Origin of the sequence: Krasilnikovia sp. MM14-A1004 (assembly GCF_047159485.1) — a bacterium.
GTDB lineage: Bacteria > Actinomycetota > Actinomycetes > Mycobacteriales > Micromonosporaceae > Actinoplanes.
Genome location: NZ_AP038773.1, coordinates 2,420,764 through 2,437,823, shown reverse-complemented (window position 1 = coordinate 2,437,823; position 17,060 = coordinate 2,420,764). Strand labels below are relative to the sequence as shown.

Below are 17,060 nucleotides of genomic sequence, written 5' to 3'. Positions count from 1 at the left end.
GTCAGGGTTGGATGTTCTCCAAATCCGCCAGAAGGCCGGGATGTCTCGGCTGCCACCCGAGCGCCTGCCGGGTGTGGGCGCTGGTCGCGGGTTGGTCGGTCGCAAAGATCGGGCCGAGCGGGCCGTAGGTCTCGGCGGGTACCGCCTCGACGGGCAGGCCCAGCCGTCGGCCGATGACCGCGGCGATGTCTCGTACCCTGTCACCCTCGTCGGCCACGGCGTGCCAGGTGGTTCCGGCCGGCGCCCGCTCCAGGGCCAGCCGGAAGAGGACCGCCGCGTCGAGTGCGTGCACCGCCGGCCACCGCTGTGCGCCGTCGCCGGGGTAGCCGGACACCCCGGTCCGGCGTGCCGTGCCGGTCAACAAGCCGGCGAACCCGCCGTTGCCGTCGTTGTGGACGGTGCGGGGCATGCGTACCGCCGTGCTGCGCACTCCGCGCGAGGCCAGGCCCAGCGCCGCCGTGACCGCCCGGCCGCGACCACCGACCGGTCCGTCTGTCGGTGCCGGGTCGGCCTCGGTGGAGGCGCGGCCCGGCACGTACGGCGTACCGGAGACCGTGACGAGGGGGCGGTCGCTGCCGGCGAGCGCCTCGCCCAGTGCCGCGAGGGCGGCGCTCTCCTCGGCGACCGCCCGCGCGAGCGCGTCGGCGCTGCTGAAGTCGTTGCCGAAGGCCAGGTGGATCACCCCGTCGGTGTGCGCAACGCCGTGGCGAAGGATGTCCAGATCGGCGAGACCGCCGCGGAGCGGCTGGGCGCCGGCCGCCTCGGCGGCGCGCGCAGACGTGTCGGAGCGGGTGAGTGCGAGGACGGTGTGGCCGTTGCCGAGCAGCTCGGCGACGACGGGCGAACCGATCAGGCCGGTCGCACCGGTGACGAAGACGCGCATGACGATCCCCCTGAAGTGATGGGACTCTTGTCCCATCACCGTAGCAGAGTGATGGGATAACAGTCCCATCACCTATGATGGGACGCATGGGTCGGTGGGAACCAGGGGCACGCGAACGCCTCGTCGTGGCCGCCGTCGACCTGTTCATCGAGCAGGGATACGACGCCACGACGGTCGCGCAGATCGCCGAGCGCGCCGGGGTCACCAAGAGCACCTTCTTCCGGCACTTCCCCGACAAACGCGAGCTGCTGGTGGCCGGGCAGGAGACGCTGAGCCGGCTGCTGGCCGAGGGCATCGCCGAGGCGCCCGCCAACGCCAGCCCGCTCGAGGCGGTCGCGGCCGGTCTCGGGCGCGCCTCGACCGCGATGGGCCCGCTCAATCGCGAGCTCGCCCCTCGGCTGACGGCGGCCGTGGCGGCCAGCGCCGAGCTTCAGGAGCGTGATGCGCTCAAGAGCGTCAGCCTCGCGGCCGCGATGACGGCCGCTCTGGTCGAGCGCGGCGTACCCGAATCGACCGCGGCCATCGCGGGCGAGCTGGGCGTCCTCGCCTTCAAACGGGGGTACGCCGAATGGTCCGGGAGCAACGGCGACGACAAGGCCGAGCTCGCCCGGTACACCCTGGCGGCGCTGGACGAGTTGCGGGCAGCGAGCGCGTCGCTGGGCTGACCGGGAACCCACAGCGGATGGCATGACGGTGCGCGAACCCGAAGCCGGAATCGAACCGGCGAACACCCGCTTTGCACGCGGGACCCTTACCACTCGGGCATTCGGGCAGGTGGTGCCCCGGCCGTCGCGTGCTCCGGGCCGGGATCGAACCGGCGGCGTGACTGTGGAGACGGCGACGTCTCCACAGTGCTGCGCGGAAGGTCGGGGACTCGAACCCCGGCGACGCGTATCGCGTCGTACACCGCTTCCAACGGTGCTCCTCGACCGGCCGGTCACCTTCCAGGATGAAATGCGGGAGAGCCAGCGGGCGGACTCGAACCGCCTACCTCCGCTTTACGAGAGCGGCGCACCACCTGTCGTGCTGCGCTGGCGTGGAGCCGTCGACCGGATTCGAACCGGTGACCTCGGTCGTACCAGGACCGCGCTCTGACCGGCGCTGAGCTACGACGGCGGGAATGTGCCTGCTGGGGGCGAAGCCGCCCGCCAGGAACCGCCGCACATCTGTGACGTGCGGCCCGAAAGTTTGAATTCATGAATCGAATCCGGACATGCCATCCACTGTGGAGTTGTCAATGTTCATTACCGCCGGGGAAACCGGGAAAAGAAAAGCCGCCCGCTCCCGACTGGGAGGGGCGGCACGAACGCGGTGTCTCAGCGTTGCGTACGCCCTGGTCCCGGGCGGATCTGCTCGTTTTCGTACGGGTGGGCGGCTCGCCTGCACGCGGGCACACCGGCCTCGCCACACAGCGCGACGCGCTGGGGGTCGGTGGAGGTGTACCGAGACATCGAAGGCTCCTTGCCGTTCCGCTGTTGGTCTTGCCTGGTGACAGGGACAGTACGTGGGGCATGGGCCCACGACAACGCAATAACCGATCTCGTCAGGGAAGGTAGATCTGATCGAGCTTCACGATGCGGTTGGCGTCGATGTCGAAGCGGATCACGTTGTCGTTGCGGACCTTCGTGAGGAAGGTCCTGAGGTCGACCGTCTTCCACACACCCGTGTCCATGATGCGGATCGAGGCATCGGGATCGACCGTGAGCGTACGGAGCTGCTTGTTGTGGTTACGACTGTAGTAGGCCAGGCAGTAGTCGTTCTCGGCCGGCTTCACGCCGTCCTCGGCGCACGCCTTCTCGGCCTGCTTGCCGTTGAACCAATCGATCAGGTCATAGGTGATCCGGCGCGTCGACGGGTTGCTCGACTCCAGGATCGCGTACTGCGTGCCGAACCGGGGATCCCCTGAACCGGCGGCCTTGGCCTTCGCGGCCGTGGTCCGGGTCGCGGCGGACGACGACGGCCGCGGCGACGACGACCGCGGCGCGGAGGGACTCGCCGACGACGACGGCGACGCCGAGGCCGAGGGGGCGGTGGGAGGTACGGCTGCGCCGACGGGAGCGGCGGCAGGTTCGCCGGCGCAGGCCGCGGTCCCGCCGGCGATCAGGCCGAGGACCAGGACGTTGGTGATGAGGTTCCAGGCACGCATGGGGGTGTCTTCCTTTGTCGATGTACGTTCGTCCATCTTCAAGAGGCAGAGACACTCGCGAATCCCGGTTCCGTGCCAACCACCGTCGCGTCCCCGACGATGCAGCGGAAGCCCGGGTGGCCGGTGGAGGTGTCCTCGGCCTCGGCCGAGGTGACGCGCGGGTTGCGTGGCGCGCAGCAGGCGTGCGCGGCGCGCCGGCCCGGACGGGCGATGGAGTAGTAGAAGTCCTCCGAGCCGCCCCGAGGAGGATGAGTGGGCCCCTTCGGTGATCAGGTGGAGCGGCTGCAGCCGCATTCGTCAAGCCGCCGGTCGATGCCGGTGGCAGTGACAATCAGTGACTGCCCTCCGCGACTCTTGTGGCCGTCGTCACGCTTGTCTCGTCGTGGACGGATCCCGAGCCTCCCACGTCGTCGGCGCCTCTACCCGCAGTGATCATCTCGACACAGATAACGAATCTGCAACGAACTCGGAATGACCTGCGAATCCCGCGTTTGCCGCCGATCGGCGTTCCCCGGATGGCCGGAGACCCCCCGAGCTGAATGCGGCGCGCGATGTGCGCCCGGCGGATGGTGCACCGGGGTCGGCCGAAAGGGGCCTGTGAATGAGACCGTTGTCAGCTTCGGCACGGAACCGGCGATGGTGGGCGGCAGCTGCCGGCGGCGCCGTACTGGTCGCGGGAGTTCTCACCGTTCAGGCGCACTCCGCGCCGGAGCCGAACGGTGCCGTGAGCGCCGCGGACCGGCCCGTCGAGCGCGACGAACTCACCGACTACGACTCGCGTGACGCGCTGAGCGCCGCGCGCGCCAAGTCGGGGGTCACGGCCAAGAGCACCAGCGCCGCGGTACGGCGGCTGGCCGCCGCGGTCAAGCCGGACAGCCCGATCCGGAAGCTGCGCGACGAGCTCGGTGTGCAGGGCATCGTCGACATGGACCGGGTCACCGGTACGCCGCGCCGCGTCGCCAAGATCGACGGGTTCCTCACCGGGGTGAGCTACCTGAACCCGGCCAGGATCGCCCTCAACTACGTGAAGGCGAACTCGGCGGTGTTCGGTCTCAGCGCGGGCGACGTCGGCCGGCTCCAGCTGCGCCAGGACTACGTCGACGTCGCGGGCACCCACCACCTCAGCTTCGTGCAGAGCGTCGGCGGTGTGCCGGTGTTCGGCAACGGCGTCAAGGCACACGTCGCCAAGGACGGCCGGCTCATCCAGGTCGACGGCTCGCCGGTCGCGGAGCTGCCGGGCAGCCCCGGCGCGGCCGGGCTGAGCGCCGAGAAGGCGCGCGCCGCCGCTGTCGAGAACGTCTTCGGACACTCCACCGCCACGGTCGTCGACCGTGCCGCCGGCGCGACGAGGACCACCACATTCTCCGACAAGGGCACCGCGAAGCTGGTCATGTTCCAGACGGCGACCGGCCCGCGGCTGGCCTGGCAGACCGTGGCGTTGGACGAGGGCTGGATCCACGTCATCGACGCCAAGGACGGCACGGTCCTGTACCGGCAGAGCACGGTCGCCAAGGACGCCTCGCTCGTCTGGCCCTACTACCCGGGCGCCGTGACGGGCGGCAAGCAGGTGACCGTCGACCTGTCCAAGTGGCTGCCGAACCACTCGCCCAAGTTGGCCGGCAACATCGCGCACGTCTACACCGACGTCAACGACGACAACAGGGCCAGCCCCGCCGAGGAGGTGAAGCCGACCGTGAAGGGCACCTGGAGGTACCTGTTCACCGACTTCAGCCCGCAGGTGGGCGGCAAGTGCAACGCGGCCTTCAAGTGCTCCTGGAACCCGACCGTTCCGTACTCCTGGCGCAAGAACCGTAGCCAGTCCTCGGTCGAGCTGTACTACCTGCTCGGTCTGTGGCACGACCACCTGGCTGCCGCCCCGATCGGCTTCACCCGTGCGGCGGGCAACTTCGAAGCGATCGACGACGACGCCGTGCAGGCCGAGGCGCTGGACGGCGCCGACACGGACCACGGCCTGCCGGACGCCGACCACATCAGCAACGCCAACATGAGTACGCCGCCGGACGGCACCCCGCCGAGGATGCAGATGTACCTGTGGGGCGACCCGACCAACCCGGACGACGAGTCCATCGCCGGCAACTCCAGCGACGAGGCCGACACGGTGTTCCACGAGTACACCCACGGCCTGTCCAACCGTCTCGTCGTGGACGCCAACGGCGTGTCGACGCTGACCGTGGCCCAGTCGCGCGCCATGGGCGAGGCCTGGAGTGACTGGTACACGCAGGACTACTTCATGGCCAACCGCCTCGACAAGGACACCGCGAAGGACGGCGACGTCCTCGTCGGCAAGTACATGTTCGGCGGCGTCACCCTGCGCAGCGAGCCGATGGACTGCCCGGTCGGCAGCACGTCCAGCGCCTGCCCCGGCACCCCGACCGCGGGCCCGGGCGGCTACACCTACGGCGACTACGGCAAGATCTACTCCGGTGGTCCCGACGTGCACACCGACGGTGAGATCTGGGCTCAGACCCTGTGGGACCTGCGCAAGGCGATCGGCAGCACCAAGGCCCAGTTCCTCGTCACCCGCGCGATGGAGCTGTCGCCGGCCAAGCCGTCGTTCCTCGACCAGCGCAACTCCATCCTGCAGGCCGACCTCGTCACCAACCGCGGCCGGCTGCAGGCGGCGATCTGGAACGTCTTCGCCCACCGTGGCATGGGCTACTTCGCCGGTGCCATGGACGGAACCGACACCGACGTGGTCGAGGACTTCACTCTGCCGCCCGCGGCCAACACCCCGCGCGGCACGGTGACGGGCAAGGTCACCGACGCCGACACCGGCGCGGCCGTGGCCGGCGCGACCGTCACGTTCAGCGGTCACACCTCCGGCTTCGCCAACGACTATGTGACCACGACGGCGGCCGACGGCACGTACACGATCAGCCGTGTGCTGCCCGGCACGTACCCGAAGGTGTACGCCAAGTCGGCCGGTTACGACTCCGTGATCAAGACCGTCTCGGTCGGGGCCCGGACGAGCCGGGCCGACTGGGAAGTGCGCCGCGACTGGGCGGCCATCGCGGGAGGAAGCAGCGTCGACAGCTTCACCGGCCCGGACTTCACCCAGTACCGCTGCGGCCCGTCGTATCTGTTCGACCAGTCGTACGGCTCCGGGTGGGGCTCGACGATGGTCGAGGACGGCAGCGGGCACGAGGTGGTGCTGAAACTGCCGGAGGCGGTCGACATCTCCGAGCTGACCCTCGACGCGACTGCGACCTGTGGTGACGCCGGAAGCGCCTCGACCGGGTTGTTCCGGATCGAGACGTCGCCCGACGGCACGACCTGGACCGTGGCCGCCAACGGCCAGTTCACGGCGGCCGACCGGAACAAGGCCAACCGGGTTCCGCTGACCGCGGGGACGACAGACGTGCAGTACGTGCGGTACTCGATGCTGTCCAGCCAGGCGCAGGACATGGGCGTCTGCATCGACCCGGACGCACCGTACAGCGGATGCACGTACATGGACTCGACGGAGCTCTCCGTGTACGGCACCCCCTCCCCCTGATCCACCCCGCCCGCTGGCTCGTCCCCACCCGGGGGCGAGCCAGCGGCGTTTCGGGCACCGGACCCGTCAGCTCGGCAGCCTCCAGTTCTGTGCGGCGGTGCCGTTGCAGGTGTAGATCTGCAGCCGGGCGCCGTTGGTGGTGGACGCGTTCGGGTCGTCCAGGCACTTGCCGGACTGCGGGTTCACCAGCGAGCCGTTGGCCCCGGCGGACCACTTCTGCGCGCCGGTGCCGTTGCAGCCCCACAGCTGCACCCTGGTGCCGTCGGCGGTGCCGCTGTTGGAGACGTCGAGGCACTTGCCGAGGGCACGCAGCGTGCCGTCAGCCGCGACGATCCAGTCCTGGGCGTACGTGTCGTCGCATCCCCAGATCTGTACCGCGGTGCCGTTCGCGGTGCCGGACTGGGACACGTCGACGCAGAGGTCGGCGCCCGCGCCGGAGGCGACAGTCCCGACCCGCGGCGGGGTCGGCGCGGCGACGCTGCCGCCGTAGGAGGGCGGAGCGGCGGCCGCCGCCGACGCCCACGAGGTGTTGGCAGTCGTGCCGAGCGTGTAGGTGAGGGTGCCTCCCGAGGTGATGGCGGCGGTGGGCGCGTAGGCGTTGTTCCATGCCGCGCCGTTCCAGGTGGCGGACTGCACGTAGGGGGCGTTGCCCGCCGCGCCGTTGCCGTTGATCGTCAAGGTGTTCCCAGAGGGCAGCGTGACGACGGCCTGCGTGAACAGCGGCGAGCCCAGGGCGAGGTCGGACGTTCCCGGTGTCATCGGATACATGCCGAGCGCGGACCACACGTACCAGGAGCTCATCTCGCCGAGGTCGTCGTTGCCGTCGGCCAGGCCGCGGGGGGTGTTGGCCCAGATGGCGTCCTGAATGGACCGTACGGTGGCCTGCGTCTTGTACGGCTGCCCGGTGTAGTCGTACTCCCACGGCAGTTCGATGCTGGGCTCGTTGCCGACCCAGGCGTAGCCGTTGTCGCCGGTGTAGCTGCGCAGCACGGTGTCGAGGTAGTGGTTCATGACGGTGTTACCGCCCTTGGCGCGGGTCAGTCCGGCCAGGTTGAACGGCACCATGCCGGTGTAGATCCACGAGTCGGCCTCGACCATGTCGTCGCCGCTGGTGGGCTCGAAGTCGTTCACCCAGCTGCCGTCGGCGTTGCGGGGTTGCACGAAGCCGGAGGCCGGGTGGAGGACGTTGCGCCAGTTCTGCGCGCGATCGGCGTACTTCTGCTGGTTCGACGTGTCACCGAGGGCGCCGGCGAGCGCGGAGATGGCGAAGTCGGCGGTGTTGTACTCCAGCGTCGTGGCCACGGGACCGTAGAAGTTGCAGCAGCCGTAGGTGCCGTTGTGGGGTTCGTAGCCCGGTGCGTTCAGGTAGTTCAGGCCGGGCCGGTCGTTGTTGGTGGTGCTGGCCTGCTTGACCATGTCCGCCAGGGCGGTCCGGACGTCGAAGTCGCGGGCGCCGAAGGCGTAGTAGTCGGCGATGATGGCGTCGGCGGGGTCGCCGACCATCACGTACGACTCGCCGTTGTTCTCCGACCACTTGGGCAGGATGCCGGTCTGCGCGTAGTCGTCGACCATGGATTGTGCGGTGTCGGCGGCGACCTGCGGCGCCATCAGGGCTTCGAGCTGGGCCTGGGAACGGTAGACGTCCCAGCCGGAATAGTTGGCGTAGGCAGCGCCGTGGCCGGGGTCGACGGTGTGTGTCCTGCCGTCGAAGCCGTAGTACTGGCCGTTCGTGTCGCTGATGACGTTGGGATGCAGCAGCGAGTGGTAGAGCGCGGTGTAGAAGATCGTCTGCTGGTCCGCGGTGCCACCGGCGATCTGCACCCTGCCGAGCAGGGAGTTCCACGCACTCTGTGCCGCGGTGCGAGTGCCGTCGAAGTTCCAGGAGGCGTTTTCGGCCGTACGGTTGGCGACCGCGCCCGCGACCGACACGTAGGAGACGCCGACCTTGGCCTGCACCACGCGATTGGCGGTGGTGTCGAAGGTGACGTGTGCGGCGGAGGCGGCGGCGTCCGAGGAGATGGCCCCGGGGGCCCCGACCTTCGGCATCTCGCCGTGCAGTTGCGGCTTGTTGGGCGTCTCCGCCGCGTTCTGGGACGCGCGTGGGCGGAATCGCGGCGCCGTGGTGGTGGCGCCGGTGGCCGCGCCCTGACCGGTGAAGGCGCGGTCGAAGACCATGTCGAAGTACACCGTGTACGAGTTGCTCGCGCCGCAGAACCTCCCCGAGGTGACCTGGCCACTCACCTCGGTGTTCGAGACCACGGTGAACTGGGTGTTGGTCGCGCCGTTCTGGCTGCCCGCCAGCTTGAGGATCAGGTTGGCCTGCGTGGTCGACGGGAAGGTGAAGCGCGCCATGCCACTGCGGGTCGTGGCGGTCAGTTCGGTCGTCACCTGGTTGTCGAGCGTGACCTTGTACGAGCCGGCCGACGCCGACTCGTTGGCGTGCGAGAAGGTGTCGGTGGCCGAGTTGTTGACAGCGCCCACGGTGGGCAGCACCGGGACGTCACCGGCCGCGCCGCAGCCGGGCCCGGCGATGTGGGTGAGGCTGAAACCGGTGATCGACGAGTCGTTGTACTCGTAGCCCCCGCCCGAGGGCCGCGTCGGTGTGTCGGGGCTCCACTGGACCATGCCGAACGGCACGTCGGCGCCGGGGAAATCGTCGGCGTCGTTCGACGTTCCGATGAACGGGTTGACCAGGGTGGCCGGGGCGGCCACCAGCGTCGCGGCCCGCGCCGGAGCGGCCAGGCCGGGAGTGGCGAACGCTGCGGCCAGGGCCAGGCCGAGTCCGGCTCCGAGGAGCGCGACGGGCGCTCGACCGTTGCGGTGCCGAACCGGTTCGCCGGGCCACTGTGCAACTACGGGCAGGGGAATCATGGATCCGCCTCCTTGAGGATCGGTCGGTGGGGGTACCGATCTGCCGGGGATCAATGGGGAAATCGCCGGTTGACAACGTTGTCACTCTCGTGAACGTAAACCCCTCAATAGACGTCCGTCAATACAGAGCGACGGTACGGTGGACGCACATCTACAATGGTCGGTCCCGCACGATCTGACTGTTCTGGGTTTCTTGCCCGGATGGGTCGCGATGGAAAGGGTCTGGAAACCGGTGACCGACGACGACATGGCGTTGTGCTTCACGCCTCCGCACGACTTCGCCATGGGCATCAGGGGCGGGCCGATCCTGCCGCCGAACATCGTGACCAGCGAGGCGTTCGCCGCCGGACTGAGCGCGCACCCGTCGCGGTACGTGCTGTTCTATCTGCCGCACACCCCATCCGGTCAGAAGGTCGCGATGGTCGCCGCACTGTACGGCCTGCTCGACGTCATCTCCGTCGTCGCGCGGGGCTCCGGCCGGCTGGCCGTCGACTCCGGCGGCAACCTGCACTGGTCACCCGAGCTGTCGGCGGAGGAACGCAAGGCGCTGGAGCTGAGCGAGTCGGTGCGTTCGCCGGTGCTGGTGGACGTCCGCACGATGCAGGTGCTGACGAACGACCCGTACCGGATGCCGTACGCGTTCCGGGAACTGGCCCGGCGCCGGACCGGCGGCGGTGCGCGACTGCTGTCCGTGGACGCCGTCGGCGCACCGGAACAGCAGTGGGACGCGCGGATCTTCCACGAACTGCACGCGGGTGTGTACCGGTCGGGCTTCCTCGATTCCCAGGACGAGTACGAGCAGGCCGTCGCGGGCGTGTTCCGGTTCCTGTCCGATCTCGACGCTCGGCTGGCCGAGCACAGATTCCTGCACGGCGACGCCCTCGTGCCCTCGGACCTGTGGCTGTACAGCCTGCTGGTGCGTTTCGATCAGGTGTACGGGCCGGCGTTCCGCCTGCACCGCTACCGGCTGCGCGACTACGGCAACGTCTTTCGGTATCTGCGGGAGCTCCACCGGATTCCGGCCTGCGCGTTCACCACGGACTTCCCGGCGATCTCGGCGGGCTACTTCCTCGGAATCGCCGCGCTGAACCGCGGCATCGTCCCGGTCGGTCCCGACGATCTGTTTCTGCGGGAATGAGCAACGACAGGCGACGCGGAAGCCGATATTGAAGGGGTGAACGCTGACGGGCCGGCCACCGGTGAGATCCCGCCGACCTCCGCCGGGCAACGGGCACAGCAGCTGCTCACTGACCTGATCACGATCGAGGCGGTCCCGTTCGACGGGCTGGACGCCGCGCTGCGGGCACGGCCGGCCGAGATCGAGCGGGAGGCCGCCGAGATCGGCGACATCGAGCTGTGGCACCGCGCCCGCATGCTCACTGCCCGCCTGCGGGGCCGGCAGGACGGTGACCTCGCCGAGGTGGCGCGCGCGGCTCAGGAGGTGCACCGGTGGGCGGTGTAGAACGATCGCCGGGAACTGCTGATCCGCAGTCATTCCGTACTCAGCTCGCTGCATTTCGAGCTCGGTGACGCGCCGACCGTCCTCGCCCACGCGGTCAGCGCGGTGGAGCTGCTCACAGACGACACCCCGGCGGGCATCCGGGTCGGATGTCTGTTGCAGTTCGCGCTGGCCCTGGACGCGGTGGACTCCCACGCCGAGGCCCTGAAGCGTATCCAGCAGGCCGAGCAACTCGCCGTCGACATCGGCGACCTCCGGTGGCAGCGCATGGCGCTCAACCACCAGGCCTACGCCGAGCTGCAGGCCGGCGAGCCGCAGCGGGCGTGGGAGACCCTGGAGCGGCTGATGGCCGCCGTCACCCCACCGGGCGCCGCGTTCGACCTGGCGCTGCTGCGCCTGGAGGAGGTCGACACTCTCGCCGTGGTGCAGATCGCGCTCGGCCGGTACGCCGAGGCCGAGCAGACGATCCAGCGCTGCCTGCACGTACACGAAAGCTCCGGCGTCGCCGACTACTACGGGCAGGCCGAGTTCCTGCTCACGCTGGCCAAGGCGCAACGGCACCTGGGCAGGACCGACCTGGCTCAACAGAGCCTGCACCGCACCAGCGCGCTGTGCACCGAACACGACCTCGCCGACCTCGCCGCCCAGGCCCTGCAGGAGCAGGCCGAACTGCACGCCGCCACCGGCGATCACGTCCGTGCCTTCCAGACGTACAAGGACTTCTACGCCGCGGTGGAGACGCTGCGCAGCGCGCAGTTGGAGGCGCAGGCCCGCACCCGGCAGGCCATGTTCGAGACCACCGAGGCGCGCACCCGGGCCGCGCAGTTCCGCGACCAGGCCCGCACTGATCCGCTCACCGGTCTGCGCAACCGCCGCTACGTCGACGAGCATCTGCCCGGCCTGATCGAGCGTGCCCGCACCAGCGGGGCGAACCTGACCATCGCCCTGGCCGACCTGGATCACTTCAAACGCATCAACGACACGCTGTCGCACGCCGTCGGCGACGAGGTCCTCACCACCGTGGCCACGCTGCTGGACACCGCGCTGACCCGGATCACCGGCGCCGGTTTCGTCGCTCGGCTGGGCGGAGAGGAGTTCCTGCTCGTGCTGCCCGACACCGCCCCCGCCGACGCGGCGACCCACCTGGACGACATACGGCTGACCATCCGCAATCACGATTGGCGGCCGGTGACCGGCGACCTGCCCGTCACCGTGAGCATGGGTTCGACCACGACCGCGGGGGCGACCGACCTCACCCAGTCCGGCCTGCTGGCCGACGCCGACCGCAACCTGTACGCCGCCAAGCACGCCGGCCGCGACCGCGTCGTCAACAACCCGCCGCCCCACTCGGGAGCTCGCCGCTACCGCGACGCTCCCAAACCCGGCTGACGGCTCGTCACAGAGCTGCCAGCAGCGCCGCGACCTGGTCCGCCTTCGCCGGGTTCAGCCGGACCCAGATGTCGTACGCCGTGCGGTAGCGCCGACGGGCCTCGTCCCCGTCGCCGAGGGCGTGCCGGGCCCGGCCCAGTCCGGCGTGCGCACGGGCCTGTTCGTCCACCTCGACGGCCACCGTCAGTGCCGTCGTGTGTTCCAGGACGGCCTCGTCGAATCGGCCGAGTGCGCGGGCCAACTCGCCGAGGGAGTTGTGGGCGCCGGCCTCGTTGTGCCGGTCGCCGATCCTGCGGCAGATGGCGAGCGCGTCCCGCAACGCCGTGCCGGCCCTCTCCAGGTCGCCGCGTTCGACGTGCAGGCGGCCGACGGTGATCAGGACGCTGCCCTCGATGTACTCGTACTGGAGTTCGCGGGCGGCGTCGAGCACCCGGGTGAGGCGCCGGTCCGCCTCGTCGTACCGGCCCAGGGCCAGCTCCACTTCGCCGAGCAGGCTCAGCAGGTTCAGTTCGGTGATGCGGTCGTCCTGCTCCCGGATGAGGCACAGGGCCTCGCGGTAGTGCTGGATGGCGGCCTCGTACCGGCCCATCCGGAACTCGACGACGCCGAGGTTGGTCAGGGGTGTGCCCTGCCAGGTACTGATGCCCAGTCGTTTCTGCAGGTCCACCGACTCCAGGAAGTGGCTGATCGCCTCCTGGTAGTGGCCTCCGTGCCGCTCGGCGATCCCGAGTGTGTTGAGCGCCGCGGCCTGCATGTACTGGTCGTCGATCTTCCGGAACAGCTGCAGCGCGTGCTCGGCCGTTTCCAGCGCCTCCGGCTGCAACCCCTGATGCAGGTATACGCCCGCGGCGTTCAGAGTCGCCTTGGCCTGGCCGGAGTCGTCGTCGATGCGTTCCGCCGCCTCGGCCGCCTGCAGATGCACGTTCAACGCTTCGAGATGCGTGCCGAACCCCACCAGGTAGCGGCGCAGGATGGTGCTCAGGTCGATGGCGTGTGCGGGCCAGTCCTGCTCGGCCGCGAACCGTGAGACGGCGATGAGGTTGGCGCGTTCCGCGTCGAGCCACCGCAGGGCGTCGCTCAGTTCGGGCAGCACGACCTCCGTCGGTCCCTGCGGCGGAAGCGGGGCGGCAGCCGGTTCGAGATGGTTCGCGGCGGCGGTCGCGGTGGCCCGGTAGTAGTCGAACAGCCGGGTCAGTGCCGCGTTCCGGTCGGTCAGCCGGTCCTCGTCGGCCGCCCGGGTGGCGGCGAACGCCCGCAGCAGGTCGTGCAGCGTGTATCGCCCGGGTCCGGTCGACTGCAGCAGATGCTCTGTGCAGAGCCGGTGCAGGCGCGACTGTGCCGTGGCGATGTCGGTGCCGGTGGCGGCGGCCGCCGCGTACCCGTCGAAGTCCTGCCCGGGGTGCTGGGCGAGCAGGCGCAGCAGGCGCCCTTCCTCGACCGGCAGGCCGCGGTAGGACACGTCGAAGGCGAGTTCGACAGCGGAGTCCAGCCGCCGACCCTGGTGGAGTTCGTCGAGCCGGTCGGCGTGGTCGGTGAGCGTCCAGCCGGGCTTGGCGTGCAACTGCCCGGCGACCAGGGCCAGGGCGAGCGGGAGGTATCCGCATCGGTGGGCGATGCGCGCCGCGGCGTCGGGGTCGTCGCCGACCGGGATGTCGGGTGCGGCGGTGGCGAGGTACTGCACCGCCTCGGTCCGCGTGAACACGTCCACCGGGTAGCGCCGCACCGTGTCCAGCCCGGACAGGCTGCGGCGGCTGGTCACCAGCGTGACGCACCCGGCCGAGACGGGCAGCAGCGGCCCGACCTGTTCCGCGTCCGCCGCGTTGTCCAGCACGATCAGGCACCGGGTGCCGGCCAATCGCCTCCGGTAGAGGCTCACCCGCTCGTGCAGCCGGTGGGGGATCTGCTGGCCGGGCACTCCCAGCAGGCGAAGGAACCCGTCCAGCACGGCTGCCGGATCCGCCGGTGGCTGCGCCGGGTCGTGATGGAACCCGCGCAGATTCACGAACATCACCCGGTCGAAGTCGCGCTCACCGGCCAGGACATGGGCCAGGTGGATGGCGAGTTTGGTCTTGCCGACGCCGGCCATGCCCTCGAACGCGGAGATCACCACCGTCGGGCTCTCCCGTACGCGGTCCTGCACGAACTGCCGTACGGCGTCGATGTCGGGGCGGCGACCGGCGAACTCCGGCAGGTCCTGCGGCAGGGCGTCCTGCACCCGGACCTGGGTGGCTGCTTTGGCCTGGCCGGTGACCACGCGCAGCGCCTGCCGCCATTGGTGAACATAGCCCTGGTCCGGGTGCAGTACCTCGACCACGGCGACCACGAGATCGGTGTCCATCCGGCGCCGGCCCGGCCGGAAGCAGTCCACCACCGTCGTCTTGCCGACGAACTCCGCTTCCAGACGTCCGGCGTTCACCCGCGCGGTGATCGCCTCATATGACCGGTTACCCGCCCACACCTTGAGTGCCCGCAGACACGCGGACAGCTCGTCGAGCGTCGACGCCCGGCCCGGATCGGGCAACCCCGCGAAGTCTCCGGCCGACAACCCGTCCACGCTCCCACCAGCTTCGACGTCTTTCTCGAAGGAAGCCTGACAGTATCAAGGCCGCCCCACGTCGCCACCGGTGCTGGAGCAATCGGTTATTGCTGGTCAATTGGACATATCGGAATCAACGCCAGGGCGGTCCCCCCTCCCCCGCGGCCGGGACCGGCCGGCGGATGCCGGCCCACTCGTGGTGCCTGCTCGCCGCGGACAGCACGGCGTTGACCACGCGCAGTGACATGTCAGTGACCTCGTAGTCCACGGGACAGCGGCCCGGACCGGTCCGGGTCGCGACGTCGATCGCCGCGAGCACCTCCTCGGCGGCCAGGCCGGACAGGACGATCGATCCGGTCTCCAGCGCCTCGGGCCGTTCGGTCGAGTCGCGCAGCAGGACCGCCGGGCTCCAGGTCGAGGCGGTGCAGCACCGTACTGGCGTCGATCTTCGATCTCCGGCCGGGTGCCCACCACCGTCATCACCCTGCGCGGGCGTGAGCCGCCCATCAGGCGGCCGGGCTTGCGGGCGGCGGTGCTCATGAAGCGTCCTCCTCATGTCCACGAGAGCGGTTGTCCGGACGGTCAGCAGACACTGCTGTCCGGTCGGGGGGTGTGCAGGCCGAAGGCGGGCCGGGCCTTGATGCCGAGCCAGGTGCCGGCGAGCGCACCGCAGCCCCAGATCCATCCGCTGAGGTCGCCGAGCGAGATGCCGCCCAGCAGCGCACCGATGTTGCAGCCGCCGGACATCCGGGCGCCGAAGCCCATCAGCACACCGCCGAGGGTGGCCGCGGCGGCCGTACGCCAGGCGATGCTGCTGTGCAACTGCCAGGCGCCCGCGGCGAGGGCGGCGACCGCCGCACCGGCCATGATGCCGAAGTTCGTGAGGCTGGACTGGTCGGTCAGCAGCGGACCGCTCAGCGCGTGCGCGTTCTCGGGGCGCTGCCAGAACGGCCACGTGTGTGGCTGCAGTCCGGCGTGCTCGCCGAGCTTGGCGGCCCACAGCGCGTACCCGTTGGCCACCGACCACCGGCGGCCGGTCATCAGGAACAGCAACCCGGCCAGCACGCCGAGCACCACCGCGCCGGCGGTCATCGGCCACGCACCGCGGAGCAGGCGCAGCGGTCCGTGCGCGGTCGGCGTGGGCGCGACCGGCGGCGGCACCCGGCGGCGCTGGATCCACCAGCTCGTCGCCGCGATGAGCAGCAGCGCCGCCATCGTGATCAGCCACGCGCCACCCCAACCCACCTCGTCGGCCAGCAGGACACCCGGCACCGACGGCAGCGCGGACAGCAGCGGGCTCGCCCGGGTGCAGACGAGGCTCCCGGCCAGGAAGCCGGCCAGGGTCAGCACGATCGACGACTGGCCGGCGCCGACCGCGTACAGGGTGCCGCTCGCGCACGACCCGCCCAGCTGCATGCCGAAGCCGAACAGGGCGGATCCGGCGACCAGGGTGACGCCGATGCGGGCCGCCTGCGGCTGCGGCGCCGGATCGAACACCGCGAACCGGGCCGCGGCGACCGCCATGACCGCGGTGGCCGCCGTGGCGAAGAGGACCAGTTGGGCGCGCAGGCCCTGCCCGTTGCCGACTGCGACGAGCTGCTGCCAGCCCGAGGTGAAGCCGAAACGGGAGTGGAAGAGGGCGAACCCGAGGGCCAGCCCGGTGGCCAGCAGCCCGCCCGAGCGCGGGCCGTACGCGTACGTCACGGCGGCGGTCCCGGCCACCGTCAGGAGCAGAGCGGTGCTCAGCGCAGCGCGGCGTACCGGCGCCTGCGGGTCGACCGGGGGCGGTGCGCAGGAGACCGGCGCGGTGATCCGGGTGGCCTGGCGCACCCGTACGCCCGAGTCGAGGACCTCGATGGTGGGAAGGTGCATCCGGGTCACTCCGCCGAGGTCGCGGCGCGGCGGCGCAGCGCGTCGACGTCCAGTGCCCGGACCTGGCCGATCACGTCCTCCAGCACCTCGCCGACCAGTGCACCGGCATGCGAGAAGACGATGGCTCCCGCGCGCAGCACCACGATCTTCGGCACCGACTCGACCCCGAACATCGCGGCCAGCTTCGGCTGGCGTTCGATGTCGACGAGTGAGTAGGTGAGGTCGGGGTTGGCGTCGGCGCTGGCCGCCAGCGTCTCGCGGAACTCGCGGCAGGGCGAGCACCATTCGGCGAAGAAGACGACGATGAGCAGGTCCCGCGACAGCGCGTCCTGAAGGCCGGCGCGGTCCAGCTTGAGCAGCCGCGGTGTGTCGTTGCGTGCCATGGCA

General features: G+C 70.2%; 12 protein-coding genes and 4 tRNA genes. 5 read left to right on the top strand and 11 right to left on the bottom strand.

Features of this window, described 5'->3' with window-relative positions:
- Position 1: 1 nt before the first annotated feature.
- Positions 2 to 883, bottom strand: a complete 882-nt coding sequence (locus tag ACMCNN_RS11155) for an SDR family oxidoreductase (RefSeq protein ID WP_412746102.1) — start codon at positions 881 to 883, stop codon at positions 2 to 4.
- An 86-nt stretch (positions 884 to 969) separates the two neighbouring features.
- Here ACMCNN_RS11155 and ACMCNN_RS11150 point away from each other — a divergent pair, with 86 nt between their 5' ends.
- Positions 970 to 1,548: a TetR/AcrR family transcriptional regulator gene (locus ACMCNN_RS11150; RefSeq protein WP_412746101.1), complete on the top strand. Its 579-nt coding sequence runs from the start codon at positions 970 to 972 to the stop codon at positions 1,546 to 1,548.
- 35 nt (positions 1,549 to 1,583) lie between these two features.
- Here ACMCNN_RS11150 and ACMCNN_RS11145 read toward each other — a convergent pair.
- The 5 genes from ACMCNN_RS11145 to ACMCNN_RS11125 all read right to left on the bottom strand — a co-directional run bounded on the left by ACMCNN_RS11145 (position 1,584) and on the right by ACMCNN_RS11125 (position 3,029).
- A tRNA-Cys gene (locus ACMCNN_RS11145) sits at positions 1,584 to 1,655 on the bottom strand.
- Between the two features lie 87 nt (positions 1,656 to 1,742).
- A tRNA-Ser gene (locus ACMCNN_RS11140) sits at positions 1,743 to 1,829 on the bottom strand.
- A gap of 17 nt (positions 1,830 to 1,846) precedes the next feature.
- Positions 1,847 to 1,919: transfer RNA gene (locus ACMCNN_RS11135), tRNA-Thr, on the bottom strand.
- 1 nt (position 1,920) lies between these two features.
- A tRNA-Thr gene (locus tag ACMCNN_RS11130) sits at positions 1,921 to 1,999 on the bottom strand.
- 427 nt (positions 2,000 to 2,426) lie between these two features.
- A complete protein-coding gene (locus ACMCNN_RS11125) occupies positions 2,427 to 3,029 on the bottom strand; it encodes a hypothetical protein (RefSeq protein ID WP_412746100.1) in 603 nt (200 codons plus the stop codon).
- Positions 3,030 to 3,753: 724 nt separating this feature from the next.
- Between ACMCNN_RS11125 and ACMCNN_RS11120 the strand changes: the two genes are divergently transcribed.
- A complete protein-coding gene (locus ACMCNN_RS11120; protein WP_412746099.1) occupies positions 3,754 to 6,546 on the top strand; it encodes a M36 family metallopeptidase in 2,793 nt (930 codons plus the stop codon).
- 66 nt (positions 6,547 to 6,612) lie between these two features.
- On the opposite strand, the gene ACMCNN_RS11115 is transcribed toward ACMCNN_RS11120, so the two are convergent.
- Positions 6,613 to 9,417: a lectin gene (locus ACMCNN_RS11115; protein WP_412746098.1), complete on the bottom strand. Its 2,805-nt coding sequence runs from the start codon at positions 9,415 to 9,417 to the stop codon at positions 6,613 to 6,615.
- A 232-nt stretch (positions 9,418 to 9,649) separates the two neighbouring features.
- Between ACMCNN_RS11115 and ACMCNN_RS11110 the strand changes: the two genes are divergently transcribed.
- From ACMCNN_RS11110 to ACMCNN_RS11100, 3 genes are all read left to right on the top strand, one after another.
- The gene (locus ACMCNN_RS11110; protein WP_412746097.1) at positions 9,650 to 10,555 is read left to right on the top strand and encodes a hypothetical protein; all 906 of its coding nucleotides are present in this window, start codon (positions 9,650 to 9,652) and stop codon (positions 10,553 to 10,555) included.
- Positions 10,556 to 10,591: 36 nt separating this feature from the next.
- The gene (locus ACMCNN_RS11105) at positions 10,592 to 10,879 is read left to right on the top strand and encodes a hypothetical protein (protein WP_412746096.1); all 288 of its coding nucleotides are present in this window, start codon (positions 10,592 to 10,594) and stop codon (positions 10,877 to 10,879) included.
- Between the two features lie 102 nt (positions 10,880 to 10,981).
- A complete protein-coding gene (locus tag ACMCNN_RS11100; RefSeq protein WP_412746095.1) occupies positions 10,982 to 12,265 on the top strand; it encodes a diguanylate cyclase in 1,284 nt (427 codons plus the stop codon).
- 7 nt (positions 12,266 to 12,272) lie between these two features.
- On the opposite strand, the gene ACMCNN_RS11095 is transcribed toward ACMCNN_RS11100, so the two are convergent.
- The 4 genes from ACMCNN_RS11095 to ACMCNN_RS11080 all read right to left on the bottom strand — a co-directional run bounded on the left by ACMCNN_RS11095 (position 12,273) and on the right by ACMCNN_RS11080 (position 17,056).
- Positions 12,273 to 14,819 (bottom strand): tetratricopeptide repeat protein, encoded by a 2,547-nt coding sequence (locus ACMCNN_RS11095; protein ID WP_412746094.1) that lies wholly within the window; start codon positions 14,817 to 14,819, stop codon positions 12,273 to 12,275.
- Positions 14,820 to 14,934: 115 nt separating this feature from the next.
- A complete protein-coding gene (locus ACMCNN_RS11090) occupies positions 14,935 to 15,357 on the bottom strand; it encodes a hypothetical protein (RefSeq protein WP_412746093.1) in 423 nt (140 codons plus the stop codon).
- A 26-nt stretch (positions 15,358 to 15,383) separates the two neighbouring features.
- Positions 15,384 to 16,673: a YeeE/YedE family protein gene (locus ACMCNN_RS11085; protein WP_412746092.1), complete on the bottom strand. Its 1,290-nt coding sequence runs from the start codon at positions 16,671 to 16,673 to the stop codon at positions 15,384 to 15,386.
- 5 nt (positions 16,674 to 16,678) lie between these two features.
- The gene (locus tag ACMCNN_RS11080) at positions 16,679 to 17,056 is read right to left on the bottom strand and encodes a thioredoxin family protein (protein ID WP_412746091.1); all 378 of its coding nucleotides are present in this window, start codon (positions 17,054 to 17,056) and stop codon (positions 16,679 to 16,681) included.
- Between the last annotated feature and the right edge of the window lie 4 nt (positions 17,057 to 17,060).